General features: G+C 42.9%; 22 protein-coding genes. All 22 read left to right on the forward strand.

All coding sequences use genetic code 11. The features are described from left to right. The first annotated feature begins 7 nt into the window (after positions 1-7). The 22 genes from QF117_RS21770 (at position 8) to QF117_RS21875 (ending at position 10,807) form a co-directional block, all read left to right on the forward strand. Complete coding sequence (locus tag QF117_RS21770) at positions 8-412, forward strand: hypothetical protein (protein ID WP_017086533.1); 405 nt, start codon at positions 8-10, stop codon at positions 410-412. Continuing rightward, a complete protein-coding gene (locus QF117_RS21775; RefSeq protein WP_017086532.1) occupies positions 412-612 on the forward strand; it encodes a hypothetical protein in 201 nt (66 codons plus the stop codon). The genes QF117_RS21770 and QF117_RS21775 overlap by 1 nt, the downstream gene beginning before the upstream one ends. Continuing rightward, a complete protein-coding gene (locus QF117_RS21780) occupies positions 606-1,850 on the forward strand; it encodes a hypothetical protein (protein WP_282389569.1) in 1,245 nt (414 codons plus the stop codon). Before QF117_RS21775 ends, QF117_RS21780 begins: the two co-directional genes overlap by 7 nt. 10 nt (positions 1,851-1,860) lie before the next feature. Beyond that, a complete protein-coding gene (locus QF117_RS21785; RefSeq protein ID WP_181388134.1) occupies positions 1,861-2,184 on the forward strand; it encodes a hypothetical protein in 324 nt (107 codons plus the stop codon). Continuing rightward, on the forward strand, positions 2,181-2,804 hold the full coding sequence (locus QF117_RS21790) for a hypothetical protein (protein WP_053309138.1): 624 nt from the start codon (positions 2,181-2,183) through the stop codon (positions 2,802-2,804). Before QF117_RS21785 ends, QF117_RS21790 begins: the two co-directional genes overlap by 4 nt. Positions 2,805-2,821: 17 nt before the next feature. Further along, the gene (locus tag QF117_RS21795) at positions 2,822-3,193 is read left to right on the forward strand and encodes a hypothetical protein (RefSeq protein ID WP_181388135.1); all 372 of its coding nucleotides are present in this window, start codon (positions 2,822-2,824) and stop codon (positions 3,191-3,193) included. 25 nt (positions 3,194-3,218) lie between these two features. Next, positions 3,219-3,383 carry a hypothetical protein gene (locus QF117_RS21800; protein ID WP_164496845.1) on the forward strand — a complete coding sequence of 55 codons (165 nt, stop codon included), beginning with the start codon at positions 3,219-3,221 and terminating at the stop codon, positions 3,381-3,383. A 13-nt stretch (positions 3,384-3,396) separates the two neighbouring features. Continuing rightward, the gene (locus QF117_RS21805; RefSeq protein ID WP_181388136.1) at positions 3,397-4,014 is read left to right on the forward strand and encodes a hypothetical protein; all 618 of its coding nucleotides are present in this window, start codon (positions 3,397-3,399) and stop codon (positions 4,012-4,014) included. Positions 4,015-4,228: 214 nt separating this feature from the next. Next, positions 4,229-5,011 (forward strand): ParA family protein, encoded by a 783-nt coding sequence (locus QF117_RS21810; RefSeq protein WP_041154764.1) that lies wholly within the window; start codon positions 4,229-4,231, stop codon positions 5,009-5,011. Between the two features lies 1 nt (position 5,012). Next, complete coding sequence (locus QF117_RS21815) at positions 5,013-6,203, forward strand: KorB domain-containing protein (protein ID WP_140259107.1); 1,191 nt, start codon at positions 5,013-5,015, stop codon at positions 6,201-6,203. Positions 6,204-6,215: 12 nt separating this feature from the next. Further along, positions 6,216-6,488 carry a helix-turn-helix domain-containing protein gene (locus tag QF117_RS21820; RefSeq protein ID WP_014386681.1) on the forward strand — a complete coding sequence of 91 codons (273 nt, stop codon included), beginning with the start codon at positions 6,216-6,218 and terminating at the stop codon, positions 6,486-6,488. A 140-nt stretch (positions 6,489-6,628) separates the two neighbouring features. Then, positions 6,629-6,904, forward strand: coding sequence for a hypothetical protein (locus QF117_RS21825; RefSeq protein WP_014386682.1), 276 nt, complete (start codon positions 6,629-6,631; stop codon positions 6,902-6,904). Between the two features lie 17 nt (positions 6,905-6,921). Further along, the gene (locus QF117_RS21830) at positions 6,922-7,224 is read left to right on the forward strand and encodes a hypothetical protein (protein WP_074189612.1); all 303 of its coding nucleotides are present in this window, start codon (positions 6,922-6,924) and stop codon (positions 7,222-7,224) included. Positions 7,225-7,317: 93 nt separating this feature from the next. Beyond that, positions 7,318-7,512: a hypothetical protein gene (locus QF117_RS21835; RefSeq protein WP_053309142.1), complete on the forward strand. Its 195-nt coding sequence runs from the start codon at positions 7,318-7,320 to the stop codon at positions 7,510-7,512. A gap of 18 nt (positions 7,513-7,530) precedes the next feature. Then, positions 7,531-7,962 carry a hypothetical protein gene (locus QF117_RS21840; protein ID WP_041154759.1) on the forward strand — a complete coding sequence of 144 codons (432 nt, stop codon included), beginning with the start codon at positions 7,531-7,533 and terminating at the stop codon, positions 7,960-7,962. Then, positions 7,959-8,204, forward strand: a complete 246-nt coding sequence (locus tag QF117_RS21845) for a hypothetical protein (protein ID WP_140259110.1) — start codon at positions 7,959-7,961, stop codon at positions 8,202-8,204. Before QF117_RS21840 ends, QF117_RS21845 begins: the two co-directional genes overlap by 4 nt. Further along, positions 8,201-8,557, forward strand: a complete 357-nt coding sequence (locus tag QF117_RS21850) for a hypothetical protein (protein ID WP_089204918.1) — start codon at positions 8,201-8,203, stop codon at positions 8,555-8,557. The genes QF117_RS21845 and QF117_RS21850 overlap by 4 nt, the downstream gene beginning before the upstream one ends. Then, positions 8,547-9,299: a hypothetical protein gene (locus QF117_RS21855; protein WP_069541810.1), complete on the forward strand. Its 753-nt coding sequence runs from the start codon at positions 8,547-8,549 to the stop codon at positions 9,297-9,299. The genes QF117_RS21850 and QF117_RS21855 overlap by 11 nt, the downstream gene beginning before the upstream one ends. A 14-nt stretch (positions 9,300-9,313) precedes the next feature. Next, on the forward strand, positions 9,314-9,607 hold the full coding sequence (locus QF117_RS21860; RefSeq protein ID WP_032073016.1) for a hypothetical protein: 294 nt from the start codon (positions 9,314-9,316) through the stop codon (positions 9,605-9,607). 13 nt (positions 9,608-9,620) lie between these two features. Further along, positions 9,621-9,824 carry a hypothetical protein gene (locus tag QF117_RS21865; protein WP_074189610.1) on the forward strand — a complete coding sequence of 68 codons (204 nt, stop codon included), beginning with the start codon at positions 9,621-9,623 and terminating at the stop codon, positions 9,822-9,824. A 214-nt stretch (positions 9,825-10,038) separates the two neighbouring features. After that, positions 10,039-10,515 carry a hypothetical protein gene (locus tag QF117_RS21870; RefSeq protein WP_017086512.1) on the forward strand — a complete coding sequence of 159 codons (477 nt, stop codon included), beginning with the start codon at positions 10,039-10,041 and terminating at the stop codon, positions 10,513-10,515. A 58-nt stretch (positions 10,516-10,573) separates the two neighbouring features. Next, positions 10,574-10,807 (forward strand): hypothetical protein, encoded by a 234-nt coding sequence (locus tag QF117_RS21875; RefSeq protein ID WP_014386693.1) that lies wholly within the window; start codon positions 10,574-10,576, stop codon positions 10,805-10,807. Positions 10,808-10,856: the final 49 nt, after the last annotated feature.

Below are 10,856 nucleotides of genomic sequence, written 5' to 3' on the forward strand. Positions count from 1 at the left end.
TGGCAGAATGAGTCATATCGTAAAAGGTAAGGTGACAGTCGCCTACAAAGACGAAACGCTACTACGCAAAGCACTTGAAACACTTGGCATTGTCGTTGAGAACGAAAGGCTGTATGTCGCGCTAGGTGGCGGCAGTTATTCAAAAGCAGCAGGTAACTATGACCTCGTGTTAGTAAATAAAAGCAACCCAAAATTTCGCATTGGATATCGTAATGAAAACGGGGTGTTCAACCAGTATCAGGAAAACTGGGGAGAAATGGGCTCTTGGACACGAGAGGTTTCATCCAAAGTTTCGGACCGCTATTTAGCGTTTCATTACGAGCAACAGCTTACAGAAGAAGGATTTAACGTAACTGTTCAAGAGCACAATGACGGAACATTGGAATTAGTAGCAGAAGAGGCGGTTTGGTAATGACTAAGAAAGTGAATATTCGTATCAAAGGTGGGAAGGTGAGCGCTGACTTTAGCGGTTTCCAAGGCAAAAGCTGCGAACAGTTGGAAAACAAAATCCGACCAGAAGAGTTGGAAGTTGAAGAAAAACACTTAAAGGATGAGTACCACTTCGATACTCAAACTCAGTCTCAAACGAATACGGAGACCAACACATGGTAGTGAACACTCGTAAGATTGTATCTTTAATGATGCTTTCTGGGTGGTTGCTCTTTGCTCCTGCGGTACTCGCTAATGGCGGTGCCGCAGCAGCAGCTGTTGCTGTTATGAATGGCTCTAATAACAGCACTAGAACGGAGGCTATTCTTCCTCAAAAGTCACAGATATTCGATTATCGGTCTAATGGAGAAAAGCCTCTTGAAACTCGTATAGAGACGTTTCCTCCAGAGAAATGGCGTCAATTAGGTGGTTCGCAAGGTGGTTTTTTCATCTGTCCAGGAAAAGACAGTGAATACCGGACTTACCTTGGAAACAAACGATGTCGCATCCCTGATATTGGTGTGAATGGCTTTCTTGGTGGTATGAAAGATCATCAGGAGCTGCCGTTGGATGAATACTTAGCCATTACAACAGGTAAGAGTGTCGATGTTCAAACGGTTGAGCTAACCAAAAATTACCTGAAAGTGAAATTTGGTTTATATCCAGTTGGTGGAGCGGGTCAAAATCCTACCAGTTCTGTTTTGATTAAGAATGGGCCAGAAATAGCAGAGGCAGCAAAAAGTGGTTTGGAGGCGGGACTGGCCTCTCTTGATGAAGGTGTTATGACGGCTGATGCAGTGCGTCAAGAACTTAATCAAGATGCAAAAAAGGATGATGATGCCTCAACAGAACAAGTCAAAAATTCAGCTGGTGAAACTAATCCATTTGACCCGTTTAGTGATGCGCTACAACAGCTCTCCGATTTAACGGATTCTGCGCTAGTAAAAGGCATGGCTGTAATAGCGATTTTTATGGGTTTGGTTCAGGGGATTGCGCGTCAGAGTATTAGCGCACTATTTATAAACGTTGCGGCTGGTGTGATGATCTTGAATGCTCCCAGTATTATGCAGGCCATTTTAGTTCCAGCGACAACTACAGTCGATACTCAAGACGATATTGGATTCTCTTCTATTGCACTAGCACTTTTGCCAATGGTGCTCATGTTTTCAATTTGGTTTTTCTATAAGAAGCATAGAGAAAGACAAGAACTGGAAATGTTGATGTCACTAGCCGGGGCCAATGGAAATGCGCAGCGTAGTGCGGGAGATAGTGACTTACCTAATTTGAACGAATTAAGAGAGCAAACGCAAGAACAAACAGAGCCAGTGGTTTTAAATCAGTCTACAGCAGCCCCTAAAGTGCAGCCAGTTGAACCAGAAATCGAAATCACTAAAAACAAACGTAAAGTTATTTTGGATTAGGGCCTAGAGTATGACGAAGAAGCGGATTGTAATTAAGCAAGGGGAAGTGATCGGGTTCGCCGATGAAGTTTCCTTTGAAGGTCTCACACTGGAGAGCTATGACAAGAAACGAGTATCAAAAATCGTACCAACTAATTTCTTTTTAATGTTGGCCTTTTACGCTCTTCGTCTTGTTTGTTCTGACAGTTCGAAGCTTGCTGGATGGACGAGAGTTTGGCGTTGCAGCTGGAAGGTTGTGATTGATGGAGAAGAGTTTGGTCCATTCCAAAAGCGCATAGACGCTATTAATTTCGAAAAGGACAAAATTTACGAACAAGGGAAATTAATGCGATGAAAAACTACCTTGTTTTGCTCTCCATTTTGCTGTTTGCGTCCACATCGAGCGCCGAGTCAGTTGCCGTTCCTACCAAAAAAGACTTGATGAATCATCATATTGAAAGTCTTGAGCATAATTACATTGGTCAATCAGTAAACCTTTATGACGAGTCTGCGGTTCATACGGCAATGAAGCAGCATCAAGAATATTTGATGCTGTGTAGCCACAGAATTGCTTCTCTAAAGTGTGAGTTAGCAGCTGAGCATTTATTAGTTTTAGACAAGGCTATGACATCTCACGTAGAGCTAAAGGAAGACTTAGCCAGTATGTGGGCTGTCAAAAAATCACTAGCCCCAACACACCATGTTGAGCTACAGGAACAAGCTTCGAGTAAAGGGTATGAACTGCTATCTAGTTACATCACAAAGCAAGCCTGTACCCTACCAAATGGTGATATGGACCTTGATTGTTTGACTGGGGAGAATGCTACATCTGAACTTTATGAAAATTTACTTAACGCGATTCGTCGGTTAACGCTAAGAAGGTCGCTTTTTCTTGATACACAAGACGAAGAACGTGAGATTGAAATACTCAAAAAAGAGATAGTAGCGGATGCTATCAGCAAAGAAATTCAGTAATACGTAAGGTGAAGATCATGAATAATGATGAAATTAGTTTTGAAAAAAAGACAAAGTATTGGGTGGCTAAACTAAGTGATGTTGACTCGGCCTTGAGTGACGAAGAGAAGGGGGAGCTCGATAGACTTCTTGGCAAAGTTGCGGCTCACAGAGAAGCTACAGGTAAAGCTCCTCTGGAGTGTGTTGTTGTTGAGAGCGATTGGCCGAATTACGCTGAGACTTGGGCATCCATTGAAAGAGTGGCATCAGGAAGCAATGACACTGTTCAGGCTGCGCTTGAAGAAATGATTTCCAATGCCAGAGACAATGGTTATCCGCACCATGTAGAAGCCCTTTGCGAAGCTCTAGACCGACTAAGAGACAATGGCTTAATTCCCGTTTTGGAATAATTCACATTAAATAGGGAGTAGCACGATGAGTGAAGAGCAAGAAATTGTTTACCAAGAGGGCTATAACGCCTTTCTGAGCGGAGAAGAGGAACTGTCCAACCCATATAGAGGCATAGATGCCGAATTCTGGAGTGATGGCTTCGAGGATGCGAAAGAGGATACAGAACAGCGAAGTAATAACTCAGACTAACGAGAAAAATAGTATGAACTACCAGCCAATTTCATTAGCAGCAAATCAATATCGGCATATAAGTTTATCCCCTTCGGTGTTAGGGTTTCCGATGCAATCCCTATTGCTGATATGTGGAACGCTACTTGTTGGTTCATGGCTTGGATACTCTCTTGCTTTTGTGTCGGTAGGTTATGTGGGGCATATTTTCATAAAAAGAAAGTTCGCTCGTGAGTACCATGAGCTACCACATCCCATACCTCAACCAGGACTTGCAGGGCAAACGAGTAAGTTGTACGTAAAAGGCTTGCCCGAACAGTTCTACAAAGACTTTCAGGCATTAGCTGAAACGTGCTCAGAAGTCTGTATTGCTCGTCCCAAGAAGTTAAGATATCTGGAGCTTAGCTTGAAAAGGATCGCGGCCCGTCACGGAGCAAACATCCGTTCAGTAGATGCGGATTTCGTCGCCCTTGAGCATCCTGTCGCTGATATTGAACTAGCAAGGGAGTATTACGTCAGGTCTAGACGCCCAGTAATTCCACAGAGCCCAGTAGCTATTGAGGATTTGGCTGACAATAATCCAATCCAGAACCAAGAAACTAAAGAAGACTTGCTAACCGAAAAAAACAAGCGCAAGGTAATATTGGATTGAGACAGGATGCACATTGTTCTGTCGATACAGCTCACCTAAACATTGATGATTTTTCTCGCGGCCCTTTGAGGCCGTTTTTTTATCTGTAATTGTTATGTTAGTACCACGATATGACATTGCAGTATCATAAAGTGAGTGTTAGAATCTTTCACATGTGAAAGTGGCGATGTTTCGTCACTAGGAATCTCATTTGCAATCGGAGAGCGAGGTAAACATGGCAAAAGCTATCGCCTATGCCAATCAGAAGGGAGGCGTGGGTAAAAGTACTATCTGTATCCAGCAAGCCTTCGATTTGGCAGAAAAAAAGAAAAAAGTCCTGGTACTGGATTTCGATGGTCAGGGTAATACATCTTCACGTTTGGCTCCTCGTGTGGAGTTGGAAGATGGCAGCTACGAGCCAGTATATAGCGGTACTAAAGTAGCTGAATTGTTCCTTGATAACTGCTCAAGCATTCAAGTAACGGAGTGTCCATGTGGTGTTGATTTGATTTACACGCCCAAAAACGATCCGGATTTGTTTGAGATGGAGGCAGTGCCATTGGAACAAGCAATGAACCCAGCTCGACACTTAAAAGAACTAATCAAAGACTATGATTACGTGTTGATTGATTGCCCACCGAGTCTTGGCCGTAAGCTGGTTGCTGCACTGATGATTGCGACGCATGTTGTATGTCCTGTAAAACTATCTGGCTTTGCGGTTGATGGTGTAGAGGGCTTGCTGACGACCATTATCGGTGTTCAGCAACAGCACAATCAAAACTTAGAAATCCTGGGCATTGTCATCAATGATATGGATCGTTCAGTGAACCACAACAAATCGTTTACTGAGCTGAAAAAAGCTATCCCAGAGTTGATCTTTAGTAACATTATTCAACACCGTCCACCGCTTGATTCTGCAACTACAGATGGAGTTCCAGTATGGTCTCTTCGCTATGGTCATGTAGCAGCAAAAGAAGTGCGAGCGGTGCTGGACGAGATTGTAGAGAAGGTAGGTTAAGATGAAACTAAATAACCTAAAAAACCTCAACCAGTTAGCTCAAGCCGCCCAAAAAAAGCAGCCAGATGGTAAGGTAATTCTGACGGTTCCTGTTGATGAAGTTATTTCAAAAGAACAGGTTCGTAAACGGTTCCGTAATATCGAGGAACTGGGTGATTCAATTTTGGAAGAAGGCCAGCAATCCGCGATTGTGGTCTACCCGAAAAATGAAGACGGCAAATATGTCATTCAAAAGGGCGAACGTCGCTGGAGAGCATGTAAGGCCAAAGATATTCCAACAATTGACATCGTTGTTAACGAAAAAGAACAAACGGACTTGGACGAAACAGCGGGAGAATTGATAGAGAATATTCAGCGCGATGATTTGACTGCACTTGAAATTGCTAATGCTTTACAAGTATTCATTGATAAAGGGTGGCAGCAAAAAGACGTTGCAAAACGTATCGGTAAGAACACAATTTTTGTTTCAACGCACCTTTCATTATTAAAAATGCCTGACTGCGTTCGAGAATTATACGATAATGACATTACAGCTGATACGGAAACACTCAATAACTTACGTTTGCTATTCGAACTGAATGAAGAGCGATGCCGGGCTGTCTGTGCCGTTGCTATGAGTGATGGCATGACACGTAAGCAAAGTCGTGAGTTGTTGAATGATGCAAAACGTATCAAGAATGGTGATGAACCAACTTCAAATGAAGATGGTGCAGTAACCAATAACTCTGAGCAGGATAATAATTCGAATTCTGACTCAGAATTGGGTGAAGAGAAGGGTGGCAACTTTACACAAAGTGATGTGGAAAGTTCTGATGATACAACGGGCAATAATGTTGTTCATCAAGCTACGGGAGAGGAATTTACTTCTGATGATGCTTCATCTCAAGGCGATACAAACGCGCCGGGTGATAAGCAGGTTGATGAAAGTGATGATGCAACCGATGATGCCGAAGAAGAAGGCATTGAACCTCCTCTTGCAAAAGGTAAAGACTGGAAAGGGGCTGACCCACGTAAGTTAGTCATCACCGTGAATATTATCGGTGAGAGTGAAAATAAGCGTGGTGTACTGATGACAGATCGTATTGCTACTGAACCAAATGTGGTTTGGGTTAAGACTCTTGTTGGTGAGAAAAAGGAAGTAAAGCCAATTAAAGTAGCGGTGACTGACATCGAGCTCGTAAGCGTTGAGTAAGGTAAGTATGGAATGAAGTTATCTCAGGATATGAGTCGCAAGTTTGAACTGGTAAATGCGCTGTCTAAGTTAGATAAGCCCAGCTTGCACGATCTCCATTCAGAGACCAAGATTCCTGAGTCCACTATTAAACGCCAACTGGCGATGCTTCGTGATGAGTTTGATATGAAAATTATATTCATCCGTGAATCGAGGGGAGAGCGAGGAGCTACAGGCTACTATATGATAACGGACTGGGGTATTTTGGACCGAGAGAAGTTCATCTTGCGGCACGGAAAGCTCTGATTGTAATATCCAACCTCAAATTAGCCCTGGCATTGCGCCGGGGCTTTTTTATGCCTGTAGACTTTTAAAATTTTATAAGTATTATAAAGTGATGCTGTAATATTGAGGAGGTAGCTCCTTTAGTTTTTTGGAGGTCTCAAATGAAAGTTCTTCATCTCCCTGTGAAAGCTCTGTATTTCAGACAAATGCAAACCGGGGAAAAGAAGTATGAATATCGTCTTCAAACGGATTACTGGCGGAAACGTCTGGAGGGCCGCGAGTATGATGAGGTGCATATCAAGCTTGGCTATCCAAAATCTGGGGATACCGAGAAGATTTTAGTTCGACCGTGGAAAGGTTTTGAGGAGATGGTTATTACTCACCCTCATTTTGGTGATGCTCCCGTTAGCGTGTTCGCAATCAAGGTCAATGAGTAATAGGAGATGTACTGATAATGGATTCAGAATTGAAGCAAGAAAGCAAATTTTACCGGGACTTTGAAGATAAGTTGCTACACGTTATAGCAAAAGCCCATGTGATAAACCTGAGCTGTATGAGCAAAGGTGAAGCAATGCGACTGGTTGCTCATTTAGAAAACCTAAACCCTGAAAAATATCCAGAATTTTATGGGGTTAGCAAGTCGCTAATAAACGTTACGAGTTCAAAACTGATTGTTACATTGAACAACACTATTCAAAAAATGAGTTCAAGTCTGTCTGCGCGATTGGCTTTGATCAATCCTGAAAATACCCGCTAGTTTGTACAGAAAAGGGCAATTACTCCCATTGGTATATAGCGTAGGTAGGGGCATGATTGCCCTTGTATCTAAAAAAGTAGCGAGGCTCCGATAATGAATGAGCAAAAGAACCGGGCATTCTGTGAGCAGATGGCTGCGGCAACGGTAGAGCTTGGGACACAAGAGGCACTCTCATGTATGGCTAGGTACATGATAGCCATCGCACACGATCAGGGAATCTCATTACAGTTTGAGTGCGATCTTGGTTCTTTAGAAATCCAACCAAATGAAATACTGATAAAACACTAAAAATTACAGGAGTTGGCTATGAGCAATGCACTGAGCGTTATTACAAAACAACTTTCAAAAGAGTCTGATCCCGCGTTCTTAGAGTTTACAGCTCGGATAGTTGAATCTATTGAATTGGTTTTAGGTTATGAACCAACAGTTGAGAAAGTACGCGACTTGTTGGGAAACAAGAAAAAAACCGTAGCCTTGTTGAATTCTAGTCACAATGAGTCCGTTGTTAAGTTAGCTCTGGAGATCTCACAGTACGACGATAGCCACTACGACACATTACTTTCGGCAGGTATGTCTGCTTTAAACCGATACTTGTCAAAGAATAGCGGTTCTGTTTCTGGTTGTATGTTCATGCCTGGAGATATCACTGCGAAAGAGTTGGCCGAACGATTTAACGGAGAATGGATGTTCTTTAGCGATGATAAGAAGCTTTCACTTACTACAGGAGAAATGTCGTGACGGAACAAAACGAAATGGTGGCATTAGATGGCTATAAATTGCATTCCAAAGTAAAGCGCTTTTTTATTTACGTGTTTATAGCTATGGCTGTCCTGAACTTTATTCAGTTGATTACCAATTTTTACTTACCAGAAAAGCTCTTAATTATCGCAAATGGATTCGCATTAATTTGTGCTGTTTTGAGCGTTATTGATAAGGCCCACTTGTGGGAAAAAACAAGCAGTGATGGGGAAGGCCAGTGAATCGACGTAGACTGTATTTTTTGATGGCGTTCTTGGGTTCGTTGGCATTAGTCAGTGCAAAATTGAAATGGCCTGGGTTCATTGTTGGTGGTATGAGTATTGGTTTTGCTCTTCGATGGTTTCTCATCCACCAGCCTCTCAATCAAGATTCTCGCCCGTTAGAACGAATCGTAACGATCTCTGGAATAGGGCTTTTCATGGTTTTGTCCGGTGGCCTTTTTCATCTGGGGGATAATCCTGCCTTTATCGACCTTATGTTTATGTGGGGGTGTGCATCCTCGGGAGTTGCCTTAGCTGAACTGGTTAATGTGAGAAATCCGGATCGAAGTGAGGGAACTCGAAGTGAGCACTAAAATATACAATGGGTTAATTCTGCGCAATACAACGTTAGAGCAGGCACTAACCAAATTATGCTCCTTGCGCTCTGGTTGCGTTGATACGGCCAAAAAATCCATAGCAAAACTGGGAGCTAGAAAGCTTGCATTTAATGCAGATATCTCGGCAAACGTAACCATGCTCCAAAAGGATAGAAGCTGCCAAACTCTGTCAGATCTGAGAACTATGTTTATCGAGGAAAAGCATAAAGTTTTGGTGGACGGTATTCGTAGTACGGATTGGGACTTCACTTTTAATGTCTGCTTAATTCCCTGGGGACAACATACATTAGGTTTGTACTACGTTGAAAACGATATTGGGTATCGCCAATCCTTAATCGACGTTGGATTTCAAGATTATCATTACCAAAACTCGACAGATAAACCTAACGATGTGACTGATTCAGAATGGAGACAAAGAGAACTCGCTTGGGAATCAGTGTTACCTGGTTGGACAAGACCAATAGAACGCGGTTTGTCTTACAGCGTGGTTGATTGGGATGATTACCAGAGTGCTGTACATAGTAAAAGTCTGATCCAAGAAAACATCCCTTCACAAAGCATTAGACGCAAGCGAGTGGCGGTAAGGCTGACAGAGCTGGAGTTGACTGCGAGTTTTCCTACTTCATCTGCGTTTGAAATTGTTGAAAAAACCAGAGAGCTATATCCGGATAGAATTGATGACGTATTGCTCGGTGATGTAACGGTAGTACGTTTCTAACATAGGGGGGAGTAATGCTGGATTTTTTCTTTATAGGCCCATTAGTCATTGGTTTGGTTTGTTGGTTTAAAGCCCCAAATGAGGAATGGGAGTCACTCGCTAAAGATTTTTCAAAGCGCTGGGCGTTAAGTCTTATAGCTATGATCGCTGCTGCCGCGTTGGGAGGAATAACGATGCCAAATGGACCAGAAAGTAGTGAGTCAGCATGGCTCATATTTGTTGGAATCATTTGGTTTGTATGCATTGTTACGATGCTTTGGGTTGCCCTAACCACACTAATGCAAGCGATTAAATTGAAGAAACAATAATAAGGAACCGAGTATGGCTCACGTAGATCAATATATTGAAGATTGGTTAATGGTGTTCAGAGCTGCGGGTATAAGCGATGAAGTTGCCCAGGAGGAATTTGGCTTGTGGTGTGAAGGGCTCGATGGCGAAATTAGCAATGAGTACACCCAAAACGCACTATCTGTCATCAACGCAGCTGAACAGGCAATTGAAGAACTACAAGGAATTACTGGGTGAGAAGAAAGCGTTCAAACTGGGTATCCGTAAGTCATTTAAGCGCCTATGCCGCTGATCCATCTAAATTTTGCCAGCACAGAGGACAAGCATACAACTCCGAGGCTGCAAACGCTGGATTAAAGGCTCACGCCCGAGCAGGAAGTGGTAACAGTCTTTTACCGTGGTTAGTGATTATTGTTGTAGCCATATTGGTTGCTATTAACTGGGATTTGTTATGACTGGGGAACTAGTGTTTTTGCTGGTGGCGTCAATCGGCCTATTGATGGTTATTCTCAGAGGGCTGTCCATTAAGAGGCAGTTCCATATGCCTTGGTACTGTATCGTGCTGGGGGCTGATATAGGCGGTTGGAAAAAGCCTTGGTTTATTAAACGCCGAGGAGTCTGCGGAGCCCCTGATGCAGTATTTTTTGATCCATTGCGTTTTAGATACATTGCAGGAGAATTTAAAAGCAGAGCGTTCAATGGGCGAATGACAATCCGTGAAAAGTACCAGCTCACACTTTATACTGGGTTAATTCAGCGATTCTGGCTACCTCAAGCACAGGGAGTCATAGCCTATGGTTGTGGGCGAGTATTGAAGCTGGACTATGATAAGACACTTTTTAAAAAGCTTATGGCTCTTCGAGGCGAAGTCAAATCTGCCAGAAAAAATTGGAGGCCAGTCGATCACAGACCGTTGTATAAGCGATAGACAAAACTTTTTACAGGGTTAATATATGATTCTGTAATCTGGCTGAGAGGTCAATGTTATGGCATATAACCCAAACAGTGATGAGGTGTGGGGTAAAGAACTAAGGGTGTATAGTTCGATGAGTGAAGCTGACTACCACCGAGTTCTCCAGCAAGGCGCTTTTGCTTATCAAAGTGGAACGCCATACGCAGAAAACCCGCACAATGATCACGAGTCGAAAGCAGCATGGATTGAAGGCTGGCAACTCGCAGCATTTCATGAACGGATGTCTACCACTCGAACCGTGCAATAAGTTTAATTTGATAAACCAGTGCCTGACAGTGTTCGTCGGCACCTTAATA

Source organism: Vibrio sp. YMD68 (genome assembly GCF_029958905.1).
In the GTDB taxonomy this organism is placed as follows: domain Bacteria; phylum Pseudomonadota; class Gammaproteobacteria; order Enterobacterales; family Vibrionaceae; genus Vibrio.

Excerpts from the sequence above, each read along its gene's own strand:
- QF117_RS21795 (WP_181388135.1), top strand. The coding sequence starts at position 2,822 with ATGAATAATGATGAAATTAGTTTTGAAAAAAAGACAAAGTATTGGGTG.
- QF117_RS21790 (WP_053309138.1), top strand. The coding sequence starts at position 2,181 with ATGAAAAACTACCTTGTTTTGCTCTCCATTTTGCTGTTTGCGTCCACA.
- QF117_RS21875 (WP_014386693.1), top strand. The coding sequence starts at position 10,574 with ATGGCATATAACCCAAACAGTGATGAGGTGTGGGGTAAAGAACTAAGG.
- QF117_RS21805 (WP_181388136.1), top strand. The coding sequence starts at position 3,397 with ATGAACTACCAGCCAATTTCATTAGCAGCAAATCAATATCGGCATATA.
- QF117_RS21835 (WP_053309142.1), top strand. The coding sequence starts at position 7,318 with ATGAATGAGCAAAAGAACCGGGCATTCTGTGAGCAGATGGCTGCGGCA.
- QF117_RS21860 (WP_032073016.1), top strand. The coding sequence starts at position 9,314 with ATGCTGGATTTTTTCTTTATAGGCCCATTAGTCATTGGTTTGGTTTGT.
- QF117_RS21770 (WP_017086533.1), top strand. The coding sequence starts at position 8 with ATGAGTCATATCGTAAAAGGTAAGGTGACAGTCGCCTACAAAGACGAA.
- QF117_RS21865 (WP_074189610.1), top strand. The coding sequence starts at position 9,621 with ATGGCTCACGTAGATCAATATATTGAAGATTGGTTAATGGTGTTCAGA.
- QF117_RS21830 (WP_074189612.1), top strand. The coding sequence starts at position 6,922 with ATGGATTCAGAATTGAAGCAAGAAAGCAAATTTTACCGGGACTTTGAA.
- QF117_RS21820 (WP_014386681.1), top strand. The coding sequence starts at position 6,216 with ATGAAGTTATCTCAGGATATGAGTCGCAAGTTTGAACTGGTAAATGCG.
- QF117_RS21785 (WP_181388134.1), top strand. The coding sequence starts at position 1,861 with ATGACGAAGAAGCGGATTGTAATTAAGCAAGGGGAAGTGATCGGGTTC.
- QF117_RS21815 (WP_140259107.1), top strand. The coding sequence starts at position 5,013 with ATGAAACTAAATAACCTAAAAAACCTCAACCAGTTAGCTCAAGCCGCC.
- QF117_RS21840 (WP_041154759.1), top strand. The coding sequence starts at position 7,531 with ATGAGCAATGCACTGAGCGTTATTACAAAACAACTTTCAAAAGAGTCT.
- QF117_RS21800 (WP_164496845.1), top strand. The coding sequence starts at position 3,219 with ATGAGTGAAGAGCAAGAAATTGTTTACCAAGAGGGCTATAACGCCTTT.
- QF117_RS21780 (WP_282389569.1), top strand. The coding sequence starts at position 606 with ATGGTAGTGAACACTCGTAAGATTGTATCTTTAATGATGCTTTCTGGG.
- QF117_RS21870 (WP_017086512.1), top strand. The coding sequence starts at position 10,039 with ATGACTGGGGAACTAGTGTTTTTGCTGGTGGCGTCAATCGGCCTATTG.
- QF117_RS21775 (WP_017086532.1), top strand. The coding sequence starts at position 412 with ATGACTAAGAAAGTGAATATTCGTATCAAAGGTGGGAAGGTGAGCGCT.
- QF117_RS21825 (WP_014386682.1), top strand. The coding sequence starts at position 6,629 with ATGAAAGTTCTTCATCTCCCTGTGAAAGCTCTGTATTTCAGACAAATG.
- QF117_RS21810 (WP_041154764.1), top strand. The coding sequence starts at position 4,229 with ATGGCAAAAGCTATCGCCTATGCCAATCAGAAGGGAGGCGTGGGTAAA.